General features: G+C 50.8%; 22 protein-coding genes. 14 read left to right on the top strand and 8 right to left on the bottom strand.

Annotation, left to right across the window (positions count from 1 at the left end; all coding sequences use genetic code 11):
* Nucleotides 1–38: 38 nt before the first annotated feature.
* From sufU to AC0YOA_RS06685, 5 genes are all read right to left on the bottom strand, one after another.
* Nucleotides 39–467 carry a Fe-S cluster assembly sulfur transfer protein SufU gene (sufU, locus tag AC0YOA_RS06705; protein WP_210038500.1) on the bottom strand — a complete coding sequence of 143 codons (429 nt, stop codon included), beginning with the start codon at nucleotides 465–467 and terminating at the stop codon, nucleotides 39–41.
* On the bottom strand, nucleotides 454–1,680 hold the full coding sequence (locus tag AC0YOA_RS06700; protein ID WP_475785959.1) for a cysteine desulfurase: 1,227 nt from the start codon (nucleotides 1,678–1,680) through the stop codon (nucleotides 454–456). The genes sufU and AC0YOA_RS06700 overlap by 14 nt, the downstream gene beginning before the upstream one ends.
* Nucleotides 1,677–2,984 (bottom strand): Fe-S cluster assembly protein SufD, encoded by a 1,308-nt coding sequence (gene sufD / locus AC0YOA_RS06695; RefSeq protein ID WP_475785958.1) that lies wholly within the window; start codon nucleotides 2,982–2,984, stop codon nucleotides 1,677–1,679. The genes AC0YOA_RS06700 and sufD overlap by 4 nt, the downstream gene beginning before the upstream one ends.
* Nucleotides 2,985–3,002: 18 nt before the next feature.
* Complete coding sequence (gene sufC / locus AC0YOA_RS06690) at nucleotides 3,003–3,782, bottom strand: Fe-S cluster assembly ATPase SufC (RefSeq protein WP_210038497.1); 780 nt, start codon at nucleotides 3,780–3,782, stop codon at nucleotides 3,003–3,005.
* Between the two features lie 162 nt (nucleotides 3,783–3,944).
* Nucleotides 3,945–4,523: a DUF1802 family protein gene (locus tag AC0YOA_RS06685; RefSeq protein WP_475785957.1), complete on the bottom strand. Its 579-nt coding sequence runs from the start codon at nucleotides 4,521–4,523 to the stop codon at nucleotides 3,945–3,947.
* A gap of 310 nt (nucleotides 4,524–4,833) precedes the next feature.
* On the opposite strand from AC0YOA_RS06685, the gene mtnK reads away from it, so the two are divergent.
* Both mtnK and mtnA read left to right on the top strand, forming a co-directional pair.
* Nucleotides 4,834–6,054, top strand: a complete 1,221-nt coding sequence (gene mtnK / locus AC0YOA_RS06680) for an S-methyl-5-thioribose kinase (protein WP_210038496.1) — start codon at nucleotides 4,834–4,836, stop codon at nucleotides 6,052–6,054.
* Between the two features lie 18 nt (nucleotides 6,055–6,072).
* Nucleotides 6,073–7,128 (top strand): S-methyl-5-thioribose-1-phosphate isomerase, encoded by a 1,056-nt coding sequence (mtnA, locus tag AC0YOA_RS06675; RefSeq protein ID WP_475785956.1) that lies wholly within the window; start codon nucleotides 6,073–6,075, stop codon nucleotides 7,126–7,128.
* Between the two features lie 106 nt (nucleotides 7,129–7,234).
* On the opposite strand, the gene AC0YOA_RS06670 is transcribed toward mtnA, so the two are convergent.
* Nucleotides 7,235–7,540 carry a YunC family protein gene (locus AC0YOA_RS06670; RefSeq protein WP_475768750.1) on the bottom strand — a complete coding sequence of 102 codons (306 nt, stop codon included), beginning with the start codon at nucleotides 7,538–7,540 and terminating at the stop codon, nucleotides 7,235–7,237.
* A gap of 186 nt (nucleotides 7,541–7,726) precedes the next feature.
* Here AC0YOA_RS06670 and AC0YOA_RS06665 point away from each other — a divergent pair, with 186 nt between their 5' ends.
* Complete coding sequence (locus tag AC0YOA_RS06665; protein WP_475785955.1) at nucleotides 7,727–8,245, top strand: hypothetical protein; 519 nt, start codon at nucleotides 7,727–7,729, stop codon at nucleotides 8,243–8,245.
* A 67-nt stretch (nucleotides 8,246–8,312) separates the two neighbouring features.
* Here AC0YOA_RS06665 and AC0YOA_RS06660 read toward each other — a convergent pair whose 3' ends face one another.
* Together AC0YOA_RS06660 and AC0YOA_RS06655 are read right to left on the bottom strand one after the other, a co-directional pair.
* Nucleotides 8,313–10,226 carry a putative bifunctional diguanylate cyclase/phosphodiesterase gene (locus tag AC0YOA_RS06660; RefSeq protein WP_475785954.1) on the bottom strand — a complete coding sequence of 638 codons (1,914 nt, stop codon included), beginning with the start codon at nucleotides 10,224–10,226 and terminating at the stop codon, nucleotides 8,313–8,315.
* A 157-nt stretch (nucleotides 10,227–10,383) separates the two neighbouring features.
* Nucleotides 10,384–10,737, bottom strand: a complete 354-nt coding sequence (locus AC0YOA_RS06655; protein ID WP_475786621.1) for a DUF423 domain-containing protein — start codon at nucleotides 10,735–10,737, stop codon at nucleotides 10,384–10,386.
* Nucleotides 10,738–10,849: 112 nt separating this feature from the next.
* On the opposite strand from AC0YOA_RS06655, the gene AC0YOA_RS06650 reads away from it, so the two are divergent.
* The 11 genes from AC0YOA_RS06650 (at nucleotide 10,850) to AC0YOA_RS06600 (ending at nucleotide 25,244) form a co-directional block, all read left to right on the top strand.
* Nucleotides 10,850–11,296, top strand: a complete 447-nt coding sequence (locus AC0YOA_RS06650) for a hypothetical protein (protein WP_475785953.1) — start codon at nucleotides 10,850–10,852, stop codon at nucleotides 11,294–11,296.
* Nucleotides 11,297–11,576: 280 nt separating this feature from the next.
* Nucleotides 11,577–12,731 carry a sporulation protein YhbH gene (yhbH, locus tag AC0YOA_RS06645; RefSeq protein WP_210038568.1) on the top strand — a complete coding sequence of 385 codons (1,155 nt, stop codon included), beginning with the start codon at nucleotides 11,577–11,579 and terminating at the stop codon, nucleotides 12,729–12,731.
* Nucleotides 12,732–13,090: 359 nt separating this feature from the next.
* Nucleotides 13,091–14,713, top strand: a complete 1,623-nt coding sequence (locus AC0YOA_RS06640; RefSeq protein WP_475785952.1) for a response regulator transcription factor — start codon at nucleotides 13,091–13,093, stop codon at nucleotides 14,711–14,713.
* 1 nt (nucleotide 14,714) lies between these two features.
* Nucleotides 14,715–16,493, top strand: coding sequence for a cache domain-containing sensor histidine kinase (locus AC0YOA_RS06635; protein ID WP_475785951.1), 1,779 nt, complete (start codon nucleotides 14,715–14,717; stop codon nucleotides 16,491–16,493).
* Nucleotides 16,494–16,507: 14 nt separating this feature from the next.
* Nucleotides 16,508–17,803, top strand: a complete 1,296-nt coding sequence (locus AC0YOA_RS06630) for an extracellular solute-binding protein (RefSeq protein ID WP_475785950.1) — start codon at nucleotides 16,508–16,510, stop codon at nucleotides 17,801–17,803.
* A 138-nt stretch (nucleotides 17,804–17,941) separates the two neighbouring features.
* Nucleotides 17,942–19,336 carry an ABC transporter substrate-binding protein gene (locus tag AC0YOA_RS06625; protein ID WP_475785949.1) on the top strand — a complete coding sequence of 465 codons (1,395 nt, stop codon included), beginning with the start codon at nucleotides 17,942–17,944 and terminating at the stop codon, nucleotides 19,334–19,336.
* Nucleotides 19,337–19,438: 102 nt separating this feature from the next.
* Nucleotides 19,439–20,341 (top strand): carbohydrate ABC transporter permease, encoded by a 903-nt coding sequence (locus AC0YOA_RS06620; RefSeq protein WP_475785948.1) that lies wholly within the window; start codon nucleotides 19,439–19,441, stop codon nucleotides 20,339–20,341.
* 24 nt (nucleotides 20,342–20,365) lie between these two features.
* A complete protein-coding gene (locus AC0YOA_RS06615) occupies nucleotides 20,366–21,211 on the top strand; it encodes a carbohydrate ABC transporter permease (RefSeq protein ID WP_475785947.1) in 846 nt (281 codons plus the stop codon).
* A gap of 288 nt (nucleotides 21,212–21,499) precedes the next feature.
* Nucleotides 21,500–22,732 carry a DUF2157 domain-containing protein gene (locus AC0YOA_RS06610; RefSeq protein WP_475785946.1) on the top strand — a complete coding sequence of 411 codons (1,233 nt, stop codon included), beginning with the start codon at nucleotides 21,500–21,502 and terminating at the stop codon, nucleotides 22,730–22,732.
* Entirely contained in the window at nucleotides 22,719–23,267 is a 549-nt protein-coding gene (locus AC0YOA_RS06605) for a GDYXXLXY domain-containing protein (protein WP_475785945.1), read from the top strand. Before AC0YOA_RS06610 ends, AC0YOA_RS06605 begins: the two co-directional genes overlap by 14 nt.
* 126 nt (nucleotides 23,268–23,393) lie before the next feature.
* On the top strand, nucleotides 23,394–25,244 hold the full coding sequence (locus AC0YOA_RS06600; RefSeq protein WP_475786620.1) for an LTA synthase family protein: 1,851 nt from the start codon (nucleotides 23,394–23,396) through the stop codon (nucleotides 25,242–25,244).
* Nucleotides 25,245–25,259: the final 15 nt, after the last annotated feature.

Below are 25,259 nucleotides of genomic sequence, written 5' to 3'. Positions count from 1 at the left end.
AAAGGCCTCCCATCTCTCGAACGCGCATTAAAGCGCGCTTATTGTCGTTTCTCCAACTCAATTCCTTTGCGCAGCGCATTCCAGGAAAGTGTCGCACACTTGATGCGCGCCGGGAATTTGCTCACGCCCGCCAGCGATTCAATATCTTCAAGCTCATCAAACTCCGTTGGTTCACCCTTGATAAAACTGGAAAACTTCTCAGCCAGCGCAAGAGCTTCATCAAGCGATTTGCCTTGGACCGCTTCGGTCATCATAGAAGCGGACGACATGCTGATCGAACAGCCTTCGCCGGTGAATTTGGCTTGTTTTACAATCCCGTCCTGAATTTCCATCTGCAGCGTAATCCGGTCACCGCAGGTCGGATTATTCAGGTTGACCGTTACGGCATCTTCATCCAGCGTACCGCGGTTGCGCGGATTTTTGTAATGATCCATAATGACTCTGCGATACAAATCATCCAATTGCATAACCGAAGAACTCCTTTGTCTGGTGGAGGGCGTCAATCAACCGGTCAACGTCCTCTTCGGTGTTGTATAAATAAAAGCTTGCTCTGGCCGTAGAAGAAACATTCAACCAGCGCATAAGCGGCTGGCAGCAATGATGTCCGGCACGGATGGCAACCCCTTTGGTATCCAATACAGTTGCTAAATCATGCGGATGAACCTCATCGAGATTGAAGGTGACAAGACCAGCCCGATTCTTCTCGGGACCATATATCGTTATGTCATCCATTGCACGAAGCCGGTCATACGCATATGCGGAAAGCTTTTGTCCATGATGCTCGATCGCATCCATGCCAATTTCCTGAAGAAAATCGATTGCCGCGCCAAGCCCGACAGCTCCGGCGATAATCGGCGTTCCTCCTTCAAACTTGTAAGGCAGCTCTTTCCATGTCGATTCATACAAATCAACGTGATCGATCATTTCACCGCCGAATTCGATCGGTTCCATGGCTTCGAGTAGAGCTTTCTTGCCATATAATGCTCCAATTCCCGTAGGACCACACATCTTATGTCCGGAGAAAGCATAGAAATCACAATTCAAATCCTGAACATCCACCCGCATATGCGGCGTACTTTGCGCGCCGTCTACTACCATTATAGCATGATTGCGATGTGCAATTTCGGCAATTTCTTTAATTGGATTAATGACTGCCAGCACATTGGACACATGGGAGATAGAAACAACCTTGGTACGGCTCGTAATCGTCTTCTCCGCATCCTCCAATCTAATGGAGCCATCCGGCTGGAGCGGAATATATTTCAGTGTGGCTCCGGTCGCTTTGGCGGCCTGCTGCCACGGTATTAAATTGGAGTGATGCTCCATAGGCGTTATCACGATTTCGTCGCCTTCGCCGCATACCGTGCGGGCATAACCGGAGGCAACCAGATTAAGCGCTGTGGTCGTCCCGCGGGTAAAGATGATTTCCTGGGGACTGGCTGCATGGAGAAATGCCGCCGTCTTCTCGCGGGCGCCTTCATAAGCGTCTGTTGCACGCGAGCCGAGCGTATGAACGCCGCGGTGAACATTGGCATTGTCCATTTCATAATACCGAACCATGGCATCAATGACGGAACGCGGCTTCTGTGAAGACGCCGCGTTGTCCAGATATACGAGCGGGTGCCCGTTTACCTCTTGATGCAGGATCGGAAATTGTTCCCGAATCGCCTGCACATTCATCCTTCCAGCTTCCTTTCAAGAAGACGCTTGAGCTGTTCACGAACAGCCTCGATCGGAATCTCCGAAACCACCGGGGCGAGGAATCCGTGAATAATGAGCCGCTCCGCGTCCTTTTTTGAGATGCCTCGCGACATCAGGTAGTACACCTGTTCAGGATTTACTTGTCCAACGCTGGCCGCATGACCAGCTTTAACATCATCTTCATCGATCAGCAAGATCGGATTGGCGTCGCCGCGGGCTTTGGGACTGAGCATCAACACCTTCTCGGTCTGTACGCCATTGGCCTTGGTTGCGCCCTTCTCGATCTTCGTGATGCCATTGATGATGGCTCTCGATGAGTCCTTCATAACAGCCCGCGTAACCATGTTGCTCTCGGAGCTGCGCCCGATATGAACGGCCCCCGTCGTCAAGCTCATTTGCTGCGAGTTCTTGCCGATACTGATGACCTTCGCATCCGATGAAGAGCCATTGCCCTTCAGCACAGATTGCGTATCCGACAAAATATGGCCGTCATGCAAATCACCGATTACCCATTCAATGCGGGCATCATTCTCAATGATCGCACGGCGTATCGTCAGATCGATAATACTGTCAGCCATATGATTAACCGTTGCTACCCTTACATGAGCGCCCGGATTTACAAATACCTCGACTACGGCCTGCTTGGTTAGCGCCTGCTGCTCCGCAGTATAGGCGGAAACCACATTATCTACATAAGTAACACGGCTGTTGTTATCCGCAACGATTAGAATATGGGGCGCAAAAGTCGCTTCAGCATCGTCGCTGTAGAACAAAGCCTGCAGCGGCAGCTCGATTTCTGTATTCTTGGGCACGTATAAAAATACGCCGCCGTTCCATATTGCCGAATGCAGGGCAGTCAGCTTGCTCTCATCCTGCTTTACGGCCTGGAACAGATATTTCTGCACCAGATCGGCGTGATCCCGCGCTGCCGTCTCCAGATCGGTAAAGATAACTCCTTTTGCCTGAAGCTCAGGAGAAAGCTGCTTGAACACGCTGCTCGAGTTGCGTTGAACAACGAGTCCTGACGGAGCATTACCCGAAAGCTCCTTCAATGATTCAGGCAGCTCGTCTGCCGAGCGAAGCTCAGCCTCCGGTTTGTAACTGCCCAGCGCTGTCAGTTCCCAGCGGTCAATACGCGTTTTTTCCGGTTTCGGCCATTCCAGCGTTTCCGCAAGCTCAGCGCCCTTGATGCGCAGCGCTTCAAGCCAGGCCGGCTCGCCTTTGTCTCGTGATAACGCTTCGGCAGACTGGCGGTTCACCGGAGTAGTTAGTTGTGTACTCATATTGCTCTTCCTCCTCCGCTAAACCTGTCCGACCGTTTCGTCCACGATGCCCAGTTCTTCTTTGACCCAATCGTAACCTTCGCTCTCCAAACGCGCCGCAAGCTCCGGTCCGCCTGATTTCACGATTCGGCCCTGCATCATAACATGAACAAAATCCGGTGTAATGTAGTTCAGGAGCCGTTGATAGTGAGTGATGATCAGAAAGCCGCGATCCTCGGAGCGCATGGCGTTGACTCCGTTGGCTACGATTTTGAGCGCATCGATATCAAGTCCGGAATCAATTTCGTCCAGAATGACAATTTTGGGCTCGATCAGCATCATTTGCAGAATCTCGTTCCGTTTCTTTTCTCCGCCCGAGAAGCCTTCATTCAAATAACGGTGGGCAAATTCGGGATTCATCTCCAGATCCTTCATCTTGCCTTCCATCAGACGGATAAAACGGATCAGTGAAATCTCTTTTCCTTCTTCCCTGCGGGCATTGATGGCGCTGCGCAGAAAATCGGAATTGGTAACGCCGGTAATTTCGCTTGGATACTGCATGCCGAGAAACAGACCGGCGCGGGCGCGCTCGTCTACGGCCATATCAAGCAGATCCTCCCCATCAAGCGTGGCGGCCCCTTCCGTCACTTCATATTTAGGATGCCCCATAAGCGCCGATGCCAGCGTACTTTTTCCTGTACCGTTCGGTCCCATGATGGCATGAATTTCGCCACCCTTGATCTCAATGTTGATACCTTTCAGTATCTCCTTGCCTTCGATCTCAGCCTTCAAGCCGTCGATCTTGAAATGTGTTGCCATTTAAACTACCCCTTCCAAAGTTCGATGTTCCTATATTTGTTAGAAACATGGTCTCATTTGTAATGATTCCAAAATGATTCTCATTGATTCTCAATAATCATTTTAGTCTAAGTTTCGTTATAAATCAACAATGCGGACCTCACGGTCCAACCGCTCCGGTTCTTAAAGATTTAGTAAATGATGAATCCGGTAAGCCTGCTCCTGGAAAGCATCGTTAGAAAGAACAGGCGAGATTGGGTTCTCCTGAAGCCCGTCCTCCAAAGTAACCCATGACTTGCAGCCCGTATAAGCATCCCGCATTGGGATGTCAACAGGATGCTCGAGCCGGCCGATGCGCAGTATAAGCAGATGAAGCGGCTTCTTCTTTTTCCACTTCAGACGCTCCTCTGCAAAAGAATCCGTCCATATATGGCATTCCCGGATCTTGTCCAGAGTCTCCATATCGTAGATTTCAATATCCTCCACAACTTCGGCGCAAACAGAGATTCGAACGCGATCCGGACTCGCTTCCTTCAGCGTATCCTTTAAACGGTCCTGATAATCATCCTTCAGAAGCTCCACTCTTTGATGCTCGTAAGCAGGGAGCAGATAGAATCTGCGGCTGACGAGTTGAAAATCCCTTGTTTCCTCAGCGATACCGCCTTTGCGAAGCACAATGATCTGTCTGCCTTCAGCAAGTGCTTTAACCGCAACGGCCCATTCCTTGAGCGCTACGGGCTGCGGATTATTGATGTCGTTCAATGTTTACACCTCCTAAAATTCTTGCCTTCGCCGCTGCTGCCAGCCAGGCAGGCTGCATCCACTCTTATGTCCTTGAAGGTGCTTGATGAACGTGAGTCTTTCTATATAGTAGTTCCTCACTTGAACGGTTGCAAAAATCGACCGGGTTCAATACCTTTTGCTACTATTATAACAAAGGTGCTATTCCAACGCGAAAAAATATTCGTTATACTTATTTAGATGCCAATCGTTCTACTGATTTTACTAAGCCGGCCAACGGCGATATAATAAACTATCATTTCCATTATCACAGTCGAAAGGTGGACAAGAGATGTCTGCTTATCATCCATTGAACGAACAGGAAGCTATTGAAATTGCCCGTGGCCTGGAGAGTATCTTCACACCAGGAGCCCATCTTGTCAGCCGGGAAATCGGCGATGGCAATTTGAATCTGGTGTTTCATATCTCGGACCCCAAGGAAGGATCAAGCCTGATTCTGAAGCAGGCCCTGCCTTATGCCAAAGTGGTGGGCGAATCCTGGCCGCTCACGCTTGACCGTGCCCGGATCGAGAGCGAGGCGCTGATCCAGCAGGGAAAATTGGCTCCGGGACTCGTTCCGACCGTTTACAAATACGACCCTGAGCTTGCTTTGACAATTATGCAGGATCTCAGCGATCATGTGATCATGCGCCGCGGACTGATCGAGAGCGGAAGATATCCGCTGTTTGCCGAGCATATTTCAACCTTTCTCGCCAATACGCTGTTCTTCACATCCGATCTCGGAATGAATCAGCAAAGCAAGAAGCTGCGTGTTCGCGAGTTTATCAATCCGGAGCTGTGCAAAATAACGGAGGATCTCATATTCGATCATCCCTATACGGATGCCGACACCAACAGCTTCGACGAAGCGATCCGCGATGAAGCAGAGGCGCTGTGGAACGACGGCGAGCTTCATCTTGAGGTCGCCCTGCTGCGCGAGAAATTCCTGACGCAGGCACAAGCGCTGCTGCACGGCGACTTGCATACCGGAAGTATTTTTATCAAGCCGGATTCGACGCAGGTAATCGATCCCGAGTTTGCCTATTATGGGCCAATGGGCTTTGATATCGGAGCTGTCATTGCGAACCTACTGCTGAATTTTGCCGCACGCGGTCATTGGGATTCCGATGAGACGGCACGGCAGGAGTACCGCTCCTACCTGATTGAGACCATTCGCGAGATATGGATCAAGTTCGACGCCAAATTCCGCTCCTTGTGGGAGAAGAACGGTGTTGACCGGATCAGCATGACCGCTCCGGGCTACAAGGACAATTATATGAACCGCCTGCTTCAGGATACGGTGGGGTATGCAGGAAGCAAGATGGTCCGCCGGATTGTAGGTCTTGCCCACGTTGCAGATATTGACCAAATTCCCGACCCTGCCGCCAGGGAGCATGCGCAGCGCCTCGCGCTGTCAATCGGGAAGGAACTAATCAAACGGAACCGTAAAACAGCCGCTATCGAGGATCTGATTGAGGTCGCCCAATCAGCGGCTGCATCGGTAAAGGCCTAAAGAAAGGAACAATCATTCATGGAAAATTATAAAGGACTTCAGTCCGTTGTCTGGGCGGGAGATCATCTTGATCTGCTGGACCAGCGCTTGCTGCCTGAGGAGGTTGTTCATCTGCCGCTCACAACCGGCCAGGATGTGTGGGAAGCCATTCGTCATCTCAAGGTGCGCGGAGCCCCGGCGATCGGAATAGCCGCCGCCTACGGCGTATTTCTTGGCAGCCGGTCGGAGTCAACTAAAGCGGAGTGGCTGGATGCGGTAAATCAGGTATCTGCCCACCTGGCTACATCCCGGCCGACTGCAGTCAATCTATTCTGGGCACTTGACCGCATGAGGGCCCGGGCCAAAGAGCTCGAAGCAAGCGGGCTTAATCTGGAGGCTTGCAAAGAGGCGCTGCTGGATGAAGCAAAAGCGATTCAAAGCGAGGATGAAGAAACATGCCGGATGATCGGCGAGCATGCGCTTGGCTTGTTTGAGGATGGCATGGGCGTTCTCACCCACTGTAATGCCGGCAGCCTGGCTACAGCCAAGTACGGCACAGCGTTAGCTCCCTTCTATCTTGCGCTGGAACAAGGCATCAAGCTGCGCGTCTTCGCGGATGAAACGCGGCCTGTCCTGCAGGGCGCCAGACTGACGGCCTTCGAGCTGCAGCAGGCGGGTGTCGACGTCACGCTGATCTGCGACAACATGGCCGGCATGATCATGAATAAAGGCTGGATCGATGCCGTTATTGTCGGAACAGACCGCGTTGCGGCAAACGGTGACGTTGCCAACAAGATCGGAACATACAGCGTCGCGGTTCTCGCCAAAGCGCATAATATTCCGTTTTATGTTGCTTGTCCGCTCTCCACCGTTGATTTGAATACGGCAAGCGGAGAGCTTATTCCCATCGAGGAGCGGAATGCGGAGGAAATTACGGAAGGCTTCGGCAAGCGCACCGCCCCAAGAGGCATCAAGGTATATAATCCGGCCTTCGATGTTACGCCTCACGATTATGTAACAGCCATTATTACGGAGAAGGGTATCATTAAACCTCCGTATGACGTCAATTTGAAGAAACTGTTTGAAACGCTGTAAGCCAAATTCAATAAACGAATAGATCAGCAAAATATAACAGAGGATTGTCTATTGAAGCATTACGCGCTTGAGGCGGATGCCGGACAAGCCTCTGTTATTTTGTAATCTACAGCATCAGCCGAATGGCGTCTGAACCCTTCATTCCGGGAACAATGCCAAGAGTTTCTGCAGCTTCGGTAACGGACTCAAGCGGAGCATCCATCAGCTCTTCCAGCGTCCGCACGCCAACCGCCCGGCCAGCGATAATTCCCCGATCCTTCAGCCTTTCATTTAACAGCGCCACATCAAGCGCGCCGCACATAATGTAGCCCGTGTCTGTCGTTACTGCAAGCAGCGTCGTTTTGGGCAGCTTCACTTCCACACCAAGCACGTGAATGCCGCCATCCAGCGAAATCGGAACCATGCGCATCATTCAATACCGCCTCCTTAATAAGGAACCATTGGCTTATTTACTATATGTCTGCCGAAGCCATCTGGAATAGGACATATGACTCAAGTTTATGGACGGATTTCAACCAGATAACAAGTGAAATTAGGACTACATTTATTGGTCCTTTAGTGGTATAGTGATTCTACTTATGTTAGTCATGGAGGCATTATGGATACTAAAGGTAAAACAAGTTGCATAGAACAGTCCGCCTACTTGTTTAATGTAGATATATTGATAGAAGGCAATACGAATGCGCTCGCAGCAGAGCGTCTCCTGCATCTGCTTAATCAATGCGGATTTGCTGACTATCGCATTAAATCAGGAATCGAACTGGGCAGGCTTATTGAAGCGCTGGAATCCGCCATATCGGGCAAACCCGAAATTGGCAGCCCTTACATAGCTGAACCGCCGGCGGGCGGCAATCCTGCGGGACTTCAGGAGCAGCGTGCTGAAGCAGCGACGGCCACTATCGAAGAAGTGCCTCAAATTATTGACCGGGTACGCACCAGTATTTCCGAGAACCGGCTGATCCGCCTCTCGGTGAATAAGGGATTTGGCGTACGCCTGAACATTCCATGCCGAATAATCAAGCTTGATGAGAGCAGCCAAATGCTCACTGTCTATCATGTGGATGAGAAGCAGGTATACACGTTTACTTTGAATGAGATCGATGATTTTTTGATTTGACACGGAACAAGCAGTTCTGCCAAGCAAGCGAAAGGAGCCTCCCCGATAAGGAAGGCTCCCTTTTTTTTTATTTGAAGCTCATGGTATGCAGCATTTCTGTAATCTCATAGCCGGTAACAGGCGGGCTCCACAGAAAGCCCTGCATCTCATCGCATAGATGCTTTTGCAGAAATTTCATTTGGACTTCAGTCTCGACGCCTTCGGCGATTACTTGAAGCTGCAAACTATGCGCCATTGCAATAATCGCAGCGACTATGGCCGCATCCCCGGGATCATGCTCAATATCGCTCACGAATGACCGGTCAATCTTCAAACGGCCGATCGGCAGATTCTTCAAATAATGAAAGGAGCTGTACCCGGTTCCAAAATCATCAATGCTGATATGCACGCCAAGCTTGGTAAGCTCAAGCAAACAGATGGAGGCATGCGTGACATCCATCGTCATCGTTTCTGTAATCTCCAGATCGAGGTATTGGGCTTCCAGCCCCGTCCGGTCCAGAATCTCCGCTACTCTTTCTGTTAAATTCTGCTGCAGAAACTGCCTGATCGACAGGTTCACGGAGACCGGGATAGGAGGAAGCCCCGCAGCCTGCCAGGCTTTATTTTGCCGGCACGCCTCCTCCAGCACCCAATCGCCAATTTGCACAATGAGCCCGCTCTCCTCTGCCAGAGGTATAAATTGCCCCGGTCCCACAATTCCCCGTTCAGGATGCTCCCACCGGATCAAGGCCTCCACGCCCACAATTTCACCAGTAACCAAATGATACTGAGGCTGATAATATAAAATAAATTCCTTCCGCTGAACCGCCCGCTTCAGCTCGTGCTGAAGCGTCAGACGCGCAAGCGAACTGTTATCCCACTCCTCGGAATAAATGAAACAGTTATTCTTCCCGCTGTCCTTCACCCGGGCAAGCGCCATGTCCGCTTTCCTGAGCAGCACGCTTGCATCATCGTCGTCAAGATTGTTTGTGGCGATGCCGATGCTCACTGTTACATGCAGCGGGACTCCCTGCAGCTCAAAGGGCTCCTCGATCAGGTGCAGCACTGCTTTGGCTTTACAGAGCAGCTCGTCCTCCGTACCTGCGTCTGTATATAGAATGGCGAACTCATCGCCTTCCATGCGTGCTGCAAGATCAGGCTCGGGCAGGCCTCGGTTGAGCCGTTCAGCCATCTGCATCAGCAGCATATCCCCGAAATCTCTTCCGAACGAAGCGTTAATCAGCTTGAAGCGGTCGACATCCAGATACAGAATCGCCAGCTGCTTCCCCGAGGCTTTGGCTCCACTCAGGCTCTCGTTCAACTGCATCATAAAGGATCGTCTGTTCGGGAGGCCCGTCATGTCATCATAATAGGCCATATAACGGATTCGCTCGAGATTCCGCTTGCGGTCGCTGAGATCCGTGCTGATTATCACGGTTCCGATAATCCGGCCGTTGTTCAGCACCGGCGCTGTTTTTAGATGAATATCAAAGAAATGTCCGCGGCTGTGAATCGTGCTGACCGTCATTTCCTTGACCTTCCCTCGCAGCGTCTGCCTGAAATTGTATACAATCTTTCGACGGTGATCCGGATCAACATACGGCAAGAACATCCTGCCCAAAAGCTCCTCTTTCTTGTATCCGAGAAGCTCGCTGGTGGATTCGTTCAGCTCGACAATCCGCCCTGATCTGTCAAGCACCATCAGTGCAACCGCATCGAAGGTAAGCAAGGACTCCGCAATCCGGGTATAAAAATCATTCGTTCCCGGTAATGGATTACGCCTGATCAAAGGAATGATGAATCCGAAGATCATTCCACCCGCAGCCGCCGTTACCGCCAGCGTGCTCCACCAATAATCAAAAGAAGACAGCCACCAAAAGCTTGCCGCCATCCAAACCAGTGCAGCCATACCGACGCCAAACGTTACTGCCCAATAAATGCGAACGCTTACAATTCGATGGTTGGCGTTCTTTCCTGAGGTCTCCGCCGCATCATTGGACACGAATATCTTCCTTTCTGATTCTGAGTCTTATCTGAACCCTATTATAAACGATAATGGTCATATATGGATACTCCCTGTGGAGGATTTATCCAATTAAACGACAACAGCCGACTTCTTTCACGGATCGTGAAAGAAGCCGGCAGTCGAATAAAGGCGATTATTCGCTCTTGGCCTTCCAGAGGGCATAAGCTGCCAATCCCCAGGAAATAATGAAGGCCAACCCGCCAAGCGGCGTTATGGCCCCAAGCCACTTGACATCGCTGAGACTGAGCGCGTACAAACTTCCCGAGAACAAAAAGATGCCTATATGCATAAATCGGGCAGCCCATCGCATGGTGGTAATATGAGAGCCAAGCCGCGTCGAGGCCAAAGCGAGCAGAAACAGCCCGATCGCATGATACATATGGTACCGGACGCCAGTCTCGAAGACATTTAGCATCTCTGCCGTGAGGCGGCTTTTCAGGCCATGCGCCGCAAAAGCGCCGAGGGCTACCGCAAGCAGCGCATGCATCGCGCCAAACGCTCCGTATTTGTTAAACAAATCCAATCACGACCTTTCCAAATATGTGAAAAATCAGTTACAATGAACGAAAATCAATTGGAGTGGAGGAGTATGTACCCGTATGAATGATAACGAAGAACAGAGTTATCAGCTGAAGGATACATTTAATCCGGAACCGGCCTTTGAACCCGAGCCGGTCAGGAGCCAATCGAAGCTTGGAATCGCTTCTTTTATCATTGGCCTCGCAAGTATTGTCGGCTTCATTATTTGTTCCATCATCGCAGCTTCGTCTATTATGGACTACATCACGGCTGACGGCAAGACTGTTCAAAATATTGAAAAATTCTCAGAAGCTATCGCGAAGGACACCCCCCTTCTGCTATCCATTTTATTAATCATTGTCAGCATTGGCCTGAGCTTGATCGGACTTATTCTGGGCATCGTCGGGGCTTGCATGAGAAATACCCGCAAAGCGTTCTCCATTATCGGAATCGTACTGAACGGCCTTCTCTCCTTTGGCTTTGCCGCCTTGTTCGCCGTAGCTTTGATTACGCAGATGAGCGCCTGACCAGATACGAATCTCAAAGACTGCAATTGCCAAGAAGGGGCATTTGCAGTTTTTTTTTGCAAATATAAGAAAGTATAAAATTTCATCATACTTTGCTTCTATTTCTGAGGGAAGAAGAAATTAACTTTGCCGCCAAAGGACGGCGCAGCCGTTTCTTCTTGTTTGCGCGGTTTCAAGATTAATAGGATTGGATTTATTTTGCTTCACATAACCTCCCCGGACTTGAATACAATGAATAACAACAAGCAAGAGAGGGTTGGAGGTGTAAGACTTGGAGGCTATGAATGGACCGTTATTTATTGTTTCGCGCGAGGATTGGTCCCTGCACCGCAAAGGACATGAAGACCAGGCCAGACATCAGGAAAAGGTTCGGGAGGCCATTAAGCAGAACCTTCCCGATATCGTAACCGACGAGAGCATAGTGCTCTCCAACGGCAAGCAAACGGTGAAGATCCCCATCAAAAGCATCGATGAATCTCATTTTGTCTACAACTACAACAAAAAGCAGCATGTGGGACAAGGTGACGGCGATTCCCAGGTTGGAGATGTGCTTGGCACCGATCCCCAATCCGCCCAGGGACCGGGCAAAGGTCAGGGGGCTGGCGATCAGGCAGGCGAGGATTACGTCGAAGCGGAGATTACCATCGATCAGCTCGAGGATATGCTGTTTGAAGAACTGGAGCTGCCCAATCTGGAGCAGAAGCAAAAGGATGTCCTGGAAACGACGGATGTTGTCTTTCAGGATATCCGCAAGAAAGGCATTATGTCCAACGTCGACAAGAAGCGGACCTTGATTGAAAATATAAAACGCAATGCCAATGCCGGCAAATCCGGGATCGGCGGCATCTCCCCGGATGACCTGCGTTTTAAAACCTGGAACGAGGTCATCAAGCCCCAGTCCAACGCTGTTGTGCTGGCGCTTATGGATACCTCCGGCAGCATGGGCTCCTTTGAGAAATACTGCGCACGCAGCTTTTTCTTCTGGATGACTCGCTTTCTCCGGCGAAAATACGAGCATGTGGAAATCGTCTTTATCGCCCATCATACGGAAGCCAAAGAAGTGACAGAGGAGGAATTCTTCACCCGCGGCGAAAGCGGAGGAACGATCTGCTCTTCCGCCTACAGAAAGGCATTGGATATTATCGATCAAAGATATCCCACGTCGAACTGGAACATCTATCCGTTTCATTTCTCCGATGGCGACAATCTGACCTCTGATAACGAAAAATGCGTGAAGCTGATCGAACAGTTGCTGGAGCGGACCAATCTCTTCGGATATGGGGAGGTCAACCAGTACAACCGCAGCAGCACGCTGATGTCAGCCTATAAGAACATCGCCAATAAGAAGTTCATGTATTCCATAATCAAGGACAAAGGAGAGGTATACAAGGCGCTCAAAACCTTCTTCTCCAATCCGGCTGCAAGCAGCAGCTGATGCACCCATCCCGCTTGTCTTCCCGGACGAGCGGGATTTTTTCGTGTTTTCCATAAAATGGCCGGCAGGGATACTATTCTCTTATCGCAGAGGGGAAATTTCCATGATCGGCCTTTTCCGTGTGTTTGTTCGCGCAGAATCATATAAAATATAGTTAACGCTTACATTTCAGATAATTGGCCTGTTTACTGAGCAAATGGAAGGATTTGCTTATCTAAGACCCTTCTAATTCGCTGGATTTAATGTCATATTTAATGACATTATCTTGTTTTTATTCATTCCAATTTCCTTTATACTGAGTATAAACAAGACTTTAGAGTTATATAAAATAACATATAAGTAACAAGGAGTGAACATCGATGTACAAGGTGATTCTGGTTGACGATGAAGCGGTCGTCCGGCATGGCTTGAAGCATACCATTGACTGGGCTCGCCACGGGTTTGAATTAATAGGCGATTACCCCAACGGACGCGAGGCGTGGGAGGCCGTCGAGGAGCATAAGCCGGACCTCATCATTTCCGATATATGCATGCCTTTCATGGATGGCCTCGAGCTTGCCGGGGCCATCGCCAGCACTTATCCTTACATCAAAATGATCATTCTGACCGGCTTCGATGAATTTCAATACGCCCAGCAGGCTATCCGCCTGAAGGTGTCCGATTTCGTGTTGAAGCCCATTACCGCTCAGGAAATACGGGATTTGCTTGATAAAGCCAGAAACGAAATGGATGATGAAAGAAAACGCTTGGAGGATTTAGGCAGACTGCAGGCGCAGCTGACTCAAAGCCTGCCGCTGCTGAAGGAGCGTTTTCTTGAAAGGCTTGTTATTTCCGGCCTGGATGAAACGGAAATCGCAGAGCGCTTCGCATACTTCGGGCTGCCGCCGATGCCGCCGCTGTATTTGGTCATGGTTATCGATATCGATGATCTCGGCAGCGGGCAGAGCCCTGAGTCCCATAATTACGACGAAGAAATTCTCCGGCTTGCGGCCTTCGACATGGTGAATGAGACAGTAAGCGACGGGTTTGGCGTGCTGCTTCGCACCCGGGAGGAACGGATGGTCGTCATTACTTTCGGCCAGCAGGATGAGAGCGCCCTCTATGAGCAGACTTTCCGCGTCGCCGAGGAAGCCAGACATCGGATCGAGAAATTTCTTAAATTCACGGTGACGGTCGGAATCGGCCGCGTCTGCTCATCCGCATCCGGACTCCCCGGCTCCTATAGCGGCGCCCTGTCCGCGCTTGAATATCGTTTCCTGCTGGGCAAGAACCGGATTCACAGCATTCTTGATATGGAAGGAAAGCCTTCCTTCCCTCTGCAGCCAGCTCTCGATTGGGACCGCAAGCTTGTCGCGGCCGTCAGGATGAACTCCTGCCAGGAGGCTCAGCAGCTGGTCACCTGCCGGGTCAATGACCTGCGTGCCTCGCATGCCCCTATGGAAACGTGCGTGCTGGAAATACACAAGGTGGTGCTTTCCCTGCTCAATACCGTTCAAGAGCTTGGATCTCCTCCTCAAACCACAGCGCTGTATAATCAAATCAATGAGCTGTACCGCTACAAAACGCTCGATGATATAGAGGCGTGGTTCAAACAGCTTGTCCAATCGATTATGACGGCAATCAGCGAAAACCGTGCCCAGTTTACCAATATGCAGATTATGCGGGCAGTCGAATACATCGACACCAATTATGCCAATGAGAAAATATCTCTGCAGGAGCTGTGCCGCCACGTTCTGATGAGCACCAGCTATTTCAGCCTTGTCTTCAAGCAGCATACAGGCGAAACCTTCGTGGAGTATCTCACCAGAGTCCGCATGGAGAAAGCCAGGGAGCTGCTCCAGTTCACTTCTCTTAAATTCTATGAGATTGCTGACCGAATCGGATACGGGGATCCCAATTATTTCAGTATTTTATTCAAGAAGCATGCCGGCGTATCGCCGCGGGAGTACCGCGACCGCTTGGCAAAGGAGCGGGCAGGCTGAAATGTTCAGACAGCGGAGCCCCTTCTTCCCGATTCTCCCTTTCAAAAGCATTCAATCCAGCATATCGCTCGCCTTCTCACTGCTCATTCTTGCAACTATTGCCGTGACCAGTCTGATCAGCTACCGCCTTTCCGTCCGTTCTGTGGAAATCAATTCCCAGAGCTACATCGAAGAGGTCATCAAGCAGGTCAACGGCAATATTCAATCCTATATTGACAACATGGAAAATATTTCGCTGCTCGCCATGACCAATAAAGATGTGAAATACTACATTTCCAGCAACAGCTTCATCAGTGACGAGGACCGCAGGCCTTACGAGAAACGGATTTCGGATTTGTTCCAGGCCATTCTGTACACCCGCAAAGACATCGCCTCCATCATGGTCTTCGGCTATAACGGCCGTTATGTTTCGGACAGACGAATTACAACGCTTGATCCGGGCGTCAAGCCTCAGACCCAGGATTGGTATGTCAACGCGCAGAAGCAGGGCGGGCAGTCGGTTATCTCCGCCCCGCATGTGCAAAATCTGCTCCTGAACGAATCCCGTTCGGTCGTCTCCTTGAGCAGGGAATTGAAAAGCACGGACGGCATCACAGCCGAGGGCATCTTTCTGGTTGATTTGAACCTCAGCGTGATCAACGATATATGCAGCACCATCAATTTGGGCAAACAGGGTTATGTGTTTATCGTGGATAACGACAGCAGCATCGTTTATCATCATGAGCGGCAGAGCGCAAGCCCGCAGCCAGTCGAGCCTATCCGTCAGGTGCTCGCCACTGCAAGCGGCGGCTCCTTCATGGTCGATGATAACGAAGGCAACCGCATGTATACCGTGCAGGATACCAACTTTGGCTGGAAAATCGTCGGCGTCGCGTATACGGACGATCTGATCGCCAACAAAGGAACGATCCGCAATTCGATTGTGCTTTACTCTGTTTTTGGCCTCGCGATCTGCCTCCTGCTCTCCCTCCTGCTCTCGCACAGGCTCTCCAGGCCGATTAAGAACCTGCAGCGGGATATGAAGAAAGTGGAGAAAGGAAATTTCGAGATCCAGACGGAAATCGGAGCGATGAACGAAATCGGCCAGCTCGGACGGACCTTCAATATGATGGTGGGGCAAACCCGGAATTTGATGCAGGAAATGCTGCAAACCCAGGAGAACAAGCGCAAAAGCGAGCTGCAGCTGCTGCAGGCCCAGATTAATCCGCATTTTCTGTACAATACCCTCGACTCCATCGTCTGGATGGCCGAGCAGAAGCAGCACGAGGAGGTGGTGCTGATGACCTCCGCATTAGCCAAGCTTTTTCGCGCCAGCATCACCAAGGATAAGGAACTGGTGCCTATCGGCGTGGAAATCGAGCATATTACCAATTATTTGCTTATCCAGAAGATTAGATACGACAATCAGCTTGACTATGTCATTGAGGTGCCGGAAACGCTGCTGGATTATCTTTCACTGAAAATCCTGCTGCAGCCGTTCGTTGAAAATGCGATTTATCACGGCATCCGCCATTTGCCGGATATCGGCCTCATTACCATTCGCGGAAAGGAAATGGAGGACCGGATTGTATTTGAGGTGGAGGACAATGGAAACGGCATGACGCCGCAGCAGCTGGAGCAGCTTTGGGCAGGCGGTCCCGACCGGGGAGATAACGGCATCGGGATCAGCAATGTGAATGAACGCATCAAGCTTTATTTCGGGGACGGGTACGGCGTTCATATCCGCAGTGAGCTGGAAGAAGGAACCTGCGTTATGATTACGATTCCCAAAATGGTCTAGGAAGGAGAAGGCCCATGCGTATTCGGCAAACCGCATCAAGCCCCATGAGGCAGTCACTGCGCTGGTGTCTGTCTGTCACGCTCCTGATCATGCCGCTGCTGCTCAATGCCTGCACGCCATCCGAACAAACCTTGTCTGTTCAAGTCCCTGAAAAGCGCTCATTAATCCGCTTTGTCGCTTCTGAATACAGCTCGGAGACCCGGCCCCTGCTGGAGAAGTTGGTCAAACAATTCACCGCTATGCACCCTGATATCGACATCGAGCTTCAGGTTGCCAACTGGGACATTCTGGATGGCATCTATACAGCCATGATCAGCCAGGGCCAGCCCCCGGATCTGCTCAATACGAATGTATATGCCCATTTTGCCAAGGATGGTCTGCTGAATGATTTCAATGAGCTGCTGTCCCCGGAGCTGAAGGCCAAATTCTACCCGAACCTTCTCGGTATGGATGAAATGGACGGACATCAATACGCGCTCCCTTATGTCACAACAAACCGCAACCTGTACTATAACCGGGAATTATTTCAGAGCGCCGGCATCGCCTCTCCTCCGGCAACATGGGAGGAGCTCCGGAAAGATGCTCTGCTAATCAAGAAAACGGGACTTGCGCACGGGTTCGGCGTCGATCTGACCGACAATGAAATACAAGCCTACCTCTCCTATTTCTTCTTCGGGGCAGGCGGCGGCTGGATCAAGGACGGAAAATGGACGATCAATTCGCCGGAGAATATCGCAGGGCTCAGCTTTATGAAGGAGTTATTCGATCAGGGGCTGACGGATCCGGAACCGACGATCACCACACGCGACGAAAAGCAGCGGATACTTGGCGACGGCAAGCTCGCGATGATGATATCCGGCAATTATTTCAGCTCGGTAATGCCCCGGGAATTCCCCAAGCTCAAGTGGGGAGTCGGTCCGATCCCCGTCAAGAAAGGAGTTCCCGCCATTTCATTCGGTGTCCAGGATGTGCTGGTCTCTTTCAAAACCGATCATACCGACAAGAAAGCCTTGTCCGCCTTTATCGATTTTCTCTACCAGGACCCTGTGTATGAGGAGATGGTGCTCAAAGAGGGATTCGTCCCTGTTACCCGACCGATCGGCGACAAGCTGTCCCGGACCGACAATGTAATGAAGCGCAATCTGGACGCCATGCAGAAGGCCAAATTCTATCCCATCCAGCAGTCCGCCTGGCAGGCGGTTATGGACACTGCGCGCAAAATGGGGGATGCCGTGCTCTATGACCATCTCTCGCCCGAAGCTGCGCTGGATCAGCTGCAGAAATTCGCCGAGGATCGAAGCGGACAATAAGAAAAGAAGATAACAAAGAATTCAGGGAAGATAATCGATAGAGACGAAGGCTTACTCCCTTTATGATGATGTCAGGCGCTAAAGATCCGATGGCGGATCTTCTCCAAGCGACACACATGACTAGGGAGGGTTTGCTGTATGATTTTCAAGAGAAAAATGGCTGCACTTGGTATTGCCGCTTTACTGGTCGTCCTGCCCCTCGCGGGCTGCGGCTCATCGAATGGGAATGCGACAGAGAACAAGCCTGCGGCGGCGAATGAAACGCCTGCAAACTCAAGCACCAATACGGATGCCGGTACAACTGCGGAACCGGATCCAGCTCCGGCTGCGGAAACCAAATTAACCGGCGATTTTGAAATTCAATACTTTGTAGGCGGTTATGGCGACAAATGGTGGAAGAAGGTCATTGCCGACTTTCAGGCAGCCAATCCGGATTTGAATATCAAGGAACAGGCCGGTCCCAAAATCAATGATCAGAACAAACCGCGCTGGATCGGCGGCAATCCGCCGGATTTCGTCTACATTGACGGACCGGGTCTGAACGACCGCCAAATGGTCGAAGACGGACAGCTGGAGGATTTGACGGAATGGATCAAGGATGCCAAGAACATCGACGGCGAGCTGATCTCCGATATTTTGGCGCAGCCTCCGCAGCTGTATGACGGCAAAGTCTACAACATTCCGCTCGTGCTCAATTCATGGGGCGTGTTCTGGGATAAAGCGCTGTTCACGGAGAAAGGCTGGGCTGAGCCAACGGATTTTGACTCGTTCCTCGCAGTCAGCGACCAAATCAAGGCAGCCGGCGTAACGCCTTTCATTCATACCGGCAAATATCCGTATTACATTAATGGCGCTATTCTTTATCCCGCTATCGTATCAGCCAACAATAATGACTATAAAATTCTTCAGGATATGGCCGCCAACAAGGTCGAAGCCTTCCAAAGCCCGGCCGTTCTGACGGCTCTGAACAAAATCGTGCAGCTGCGCGACAAAGGCTTTATCGACAAAGCGTCGATTCAAATCAATCATACCGATTCGCAAATGCTGTTCCTGCAGCATAAGGACGCGTTCATCCCGAACGGTCTGTGGCTGCCCAATGAAATGTCCAAGGATATTCCAGGAGGCTTCAGCTTCGGCTTCATTCCTTCGGTCACGCAGGATAAAGGCGGCAAAGTCGTCGCCAATACGTCAACGTCAACCGTGGCCATTGCCAAAAACGCCAAAAACAAAGAAGCGGCCAAAGCGTTCCTGCAGTTCGTATTCTCCAAAGCGCAGGCTTCGCAGTGGGCAGAGCTCAGCGGTGCGCCTTCCAACATCAAAGGCGACATCAGCAGCTCGAATGCGCCAAGCTTCGTTAAGGATGCAGCCAAATATTTGACCTCGCCCGATACGATCGTCATTCCGACCATCACGTTCAACGCCGATGTGGATAAAGCGATGCAGGATGCAACCGATGCGCTTACGATCAGCACGATTACGCCTGAAGAATGGGTAACCCGCGTAACCGATGCCGTGAAAAAAGCAGCCAAATAAACCGGTGAGGCATCAACATTCGGGGAATGGGAATGACAGGAAGGGGCCAGCCCTGCCTCCTCATTCCCCGTTAACTTTATTCCATCAGGACGGTGAATGCTTATGAATTCCGGAACGGCAAAGCGGCAGCGCAATCTGTTTATCGCTGCCTTCATCCTCCCTACTTTCCTGTTCTTCTGTCTATTCATGATCTATCCGGTCATCCAGGCGCTGTATTATTCCCTCTTCGACTGGTCCGGCATGTCGCAGAACAAAACCTTTATCGGATTGGACAATTTCAAGGAGATGTTCCGGGACCCCATCATATGGCGGTCAATCGGAAACGATTATTTTCTGGTTATCGGAAAAATCATCGGCATTATGATCATCGCCACCTTCTTCGCCGTGGCGCTTACCCGGTTTAATTTCAAGCTTGCCGCTTTCTTCCGCTCGATTTTTTTCATACCGAATGTCATCTCGGTTGTAGTCATCGGGGTGCTGTGGAATTTCATCTATAATCCCCAGATCGGTTTCCTGAATGGATTTCTGTCGCTCTTCACGGAAAATAAAGTGGATATCACCTGGCTCGGCTTCCCCAAGCATACCATCTGGATGCTGCTGCCCCCCGCCATCTGGGCCGGCATCGGATTTTATATGATCCTGCTCATTGCCGCGATACAGAACATCCCGGTCTCGTACTATGAAGCAGCGGCCCTTGAAGGCGCTGGACAGTGGCGTCAATTCCGCCATATTACAGTCCCGCTGATCTGGGAGCAGATGAAGGTTTCTATCATCAATATTATGATGACCACCCTGAACGGCTCGTTCGTAATCGTGTGGATTATGACGGAGGGCGGACCTGACAATTCCACCCAGGTTATGGGCTCCTATCTGTACCAGATGGCGTTCCGGCAGTATCACTTCGGCTACGGCGCCGCCATCGGCGTACTTATCCTGGTCCTGTCGCTTATCACCACCGTTACTCTTCAGCGGCTGTTTCGCCAGGAAACCATCGAAGTCAGCTAATGTTTAAAGGAAGGGGCATTCATCATGAATTCGGGCCTCAAAAATCCGGTCACCAAAATAATGGCTTACGCCATCCTTTTCGTATGGGGCGTATCCGTGCTTTATCCGCTGCTGTGGACGCTGCTGGATTCGCTCAAGAATAATGAACAGTTCTTCAGCAATGCACCCTGGTCACTGCCGGAATTCCCGCTGCTGTGGAGCAATTTCTCCTATGTATGGAGCAAATATAATTTCAGTAGATACTTCGTCAATTCCATCGTCGTGACCAGCGGCTCTACGCTGCTCGGACTGCTGCTGGCCGCCGCTACGGCCTATGTGCTGGCCCGCTACAAGTTCAGAGGCAGCCAGGCGCTCTATCTGCTCTACATTGCTTCCATGATGGTGCCCTTCAGCCTGGCTCTGATCCCGCTGTTCTTCCTGATGGATTCGCTGCATCTGATCAATACGGAGCTGGGATTGATTCTGGTATATGCGTCCAGCGTGCTGGCCTTCGGCATATTCGTGCTGGTCGGGTTCTTCAAATCACTGCCCAAGGAGCTGGAGGAGGCGGCAGTCGTCGACGGCGCTTCCCATTACGACACCTTCTTCCGCGTCATGCTCCCTCTGTCGCAGCCCGGACTCATAACCGTGGCGATCATCAACGTGCTTAATATCTGGAACGAGTATATTGTCGGCACCATTCTGATCAACGACCCGGACCATTATACGCTGCCTGTCGAGATCGGCGTCCTGCGGCAGGAAATGGAATACCGTACGGAATGGGGCCCTTTGTTTGCCGCTTTGCTCATCACGATTGTTCCTGTCCTGATCATGTATATGTTCTTCCAACGGCGGATTGCCAGCGGGATTACAGCAGGCGCTGTCAAATAACAAGGGGGCTCGCGCTGCCCGAAAAAGGCCATCACCCTGAAGAGTTCCACAGGGCGGTGGCCTTTTTTATTTTCCCCAAAGCCAAAGATTCTAATTTGCCTCCGCAGGGTACCACATAAAGATAGTACTATTCACGCATTCTACCGTCATTATAATAAGAGACAGTAAGAAGAAACGGCTGCTTCCGTCTTGTAGCGGCAAAGTCAGTTTCTTCCTCAAAATTATCAGATCAAGCAGTGGCTAATTTTATACATGCTGAGATTTCCATGAAAGTTGAGGTGCTTGCTTATGAGCAGAAGATGGCTGAAGCAGGAAGGCGCGGCCTGGACGAAGCAGGGGATTATTACGGACGAACAATACAGGCGCATTCTGGAGCTGTACCCGGAACAAAAACGTGCTGCCGGTTTGATTCCCATATTGGGCAGCATCCTCGTCGGCCTTGGGATTCTCAGCTTCGTAGCTGCCAATTGGCAGGACATCCCCCAGCTTGTCAGACTGGCGCTGATGATGCTGATCATGACCGGTTTATATGCATCCGGCTGGCTGCTGGATAAGAAAGAACATGACAAGCTTGGAATTGCCCTGATCAGCCTTGGGCTGATCAGCTTCGGAGCAAGCATTGTGCTGATTGGCCAAATGTTCCATCTGGTCGCTTACAACGCGGCTTCTTTTACCATTTGGAGCGTTGCGGGCCTGTTCACCGCCTTCCTGTTCCGAAGCCGTTATTTGTATATTCTCAGCCTGCTGATCTGTACCCTGACGCAATGGTACAGCTCGACGGAATTTCATACATTCAGCTACGCTGTCCTGGTCATCACAATCGCCGGCTTCGGCGCCTACTGGTGGCAAAGAAAAGATGCGCTGCTGGGCTGGTGCCTGGCCGGAAGCTTCGTGCTGCAGGCGCTGCTTGCCATCATCGGGAATGACTGGGCGTTTACCTGGTTCTTCATACCCGTCTGGCTGCTGTATGCTGCTGCAGACTTGCCCGGAGACCGCAAAACGTTCTACCCGTTCCAGGCCGTGGCGCTCATTGCGGCTTTTATTTTCAACTGGTTTCTCGTCCTGTTCTGGGAGAACGACTACAGCAGCTTTCGAGAAGACGCGGCGGCGCGGCCTCTTCCCTATATCATTTTGCTTGCTATCCTGCTGATTCTCTCGCTTGGCGGCAAATGGCAAAATAACCGTTTAGCGTCCAGTCCGGACTGGATTCTTGCCATTCCCTTCTTCTATTTGACTAACGGGACCGGTCTGCTGACCCTGCTATCCCTGTTTATCTTCTCGCTCTATTTATTATGGAACGGTTATCTTGAGGAATGGCGGCTCAAAATCAATCTCGGCACCCTGCTGTTTCTGATCAGCACGATGACCGCATATGGAAAGCTCGCATGGGATTTCATGGACAAATCGCTGTTTTTCATTCTTGGCGGCATTCTTCTGCTTGTTCTCGGCTGGTTCCTCAACCGCCGCAGGCAGCAGGTATTATCCGGCATCAGAGAGGATGAGCATCATGACCCGAATTGATTTCATGCAGCGGCACCGCGCCAAGCTGTTTATCGTTCTGATCGCGGCGCAGATTCTGTATCTGGGCGGACTTGTCAGCTACCACTATGCTGCTTTATGGTTTGGCCAGGAGGCCAGGCTTGCGACCACTCCCATTGATCCCCGCGATCTTCTGTACGGAGATTATGTGACTTTGAACTATGAGATCAGTCAGCTTGATCCCGGCCTTTGGAGAGGATCGGGCAATCTGCCCAAAGAAGGCGGCAAAGTCTATGTGGTGCTGCAGCGTGCGGCGGACAGCGATGTTTATCAGGCAAAGTCTCTTTATTCCCGCAAACCCGCCCCATCCGGAGGCGAGCTTATTATAAAGGGCAGGGTCCGTTACGCAACAAATACAGGAATCTTCATAAACTATGGCTTAGAGAAATATTATATCCCGGAGAATACAGGCAAACAGCTCGAAGAACAGGCGGATAGTCTGGTTGTAAAGGTCAGGATCGCCCCCTGGGGGAACGCCGTAATTGAAGAGATCGAACCTTTGACACAGCCCCGCTAAAACGGCATAATTGAATCTATTGATAGTTTGTAAATTTGGTTATTTGGTCGTAGTTTTACACATCCCGTTAACTCTAAAAATCTGCCCGCACCGGCACTGAAAGGAAGGTAGCTCACAGTGTCTTTCATGCACCCTGCGCGTTTGCTGCGCATGAGACCATTTTTCTTCTTCACTCTATTATTGCTAGTTAAAAGCGCCCTCGCCTATTTCGTCATATTTGACGGCGGCCTTTCCTGGACCATGCTCGTAACGGAAATCCCTTTCTTCTGGCTTTTGTTCTGTCTGATTGAACTATTCGCCACCAAACGCAAACTCGGCCTTTATCTGGCCGCTAATTTATTCGTCACTGCCATCATCTTTGCGGTCATCATGTATTACAAATATTACGGCGTTATCGTAACCTATCACGCGCTGGAGCAAGTAAACCAGGTAACAGCAGTCAAAAACAGCGTATTCTCCTTGCTTGATCCCTATTATCTATTGATATTCCTGGATGTCATTGTGCTGGGCTTTGTAATCTTCCGCAAGCAGACGGGTCTGCACTGGAAGAGAATCAGCATGAGGAAAGCCAACCGGAAAGTGGTAACCGCTCTGCTCGTCTTTTCTCTCGTGCTCTGCTTCTTCAGTATTTATCCCAACCGCGCAAGCATGAATGAGATCGTAAAAGCGGAAGACATGGGGATTCTGAATTACGAGCTCTATACCCTGTTCAAGAACAACAACGAAGATCTGATCCATCCGGACGAAATCTCGCAGGGTACCATTAATACACTCAAGAACATCAGCGAGCCTGCGGAGCCTAAATATTGGAATGCCGCCGCCGGCAAGAACCTGATCGTCCTGCAGCTGGAGGCTTTTCAAAACTTCCTGATCGGGCTTAAGATTGACGGCCAGGAAATAACGCCGAATATGAACAAGCTCGCCAAGGAAAATTTTTACTTCTCCCACTTTTTCCAGCAGGTAGGTCAAGGCAATACCTCGGATGCCGAATTCGTTGTCAATACCTCATTTTATATTCCGCCGCAGGGCGCCGCTACGCAGGTATATGCCGGCAAGGTGCTGCCGAGTCTGCCGCGCCTGATGGGCAAGAACGGCTACAAAACAGCGACCTTCCATACCAATGTGGTGGAATTCTGGAACCGCAGCGGCCTGTACAAGGCGCTTGGCTTTGACAAATATTATGATCAGGAATTTTTCGGAACGGATGATACGGTCTTTTTCGGCCCCGCTGATGAGGTATTGTACAGAAAAACCGCCGAAGAGCTTGACCGGATGGATCGCGAAGGCGAACCGCCTTTCTATTCTCAGGTGATTTCCATGACAGCTCATCACCCGTTCACCATTCCCGAACGTAAATATAAAATGAATCTGCCTGAACGTTATGAGGGAACATTCGTCGGGGATTATATCCGCGCACAAAACTATGCCGATTTTGCCATCGGGTTGTTTATTGACGATCTCAAGAAACGGGGAATCTGGGATAACAGTATGCTCGTCGTATATGGCGACCATCTTGGACTGCCGATCTATTCCCTGCACCGCGACGACAAGGATTTGATGAAAGAGATTTACGGTCATGAATACGGTTATGCGGACATGATGAACATTCCGCTTATCATCGCATCCCCTGGAATTACAACGCCTCAGGAATTCAAGCAAACCGGAGCTCAGGTCGATGTTCTTCCTACCGTCACCAATTTGCTTGGCGTGTCGCTCGAGGATCATATTCATTTTGGACAGGATCTGCTCAATCAGACCTCCAATCTGCTGCCGCAGCGTTACTATCTGCCATCAGGCTCCCTGATCACGGACAACGCGATGTTCCTGCCGGGCACCGGCTTCGAGGACGGCTCCAATTATCCGCTGCCGGGACTTGGTCAGCAGGATTCTGCAGCCACCTCCGATCAGTTTGACCGGGCGCTGGAGCTGCTCCTGCTCTCGGACAGTTATGTCAGTCAGCTTCCCAATCTGGAATAATGCACTTATTCATTG

Source organism: Paenibacillus sp. JT22N12 (assembly GCF_056269365.1).
Note: the sequence above shows the minus strand (reverse complement) of the source record. Positions and strands in the feature narration are given on the sequence as shown.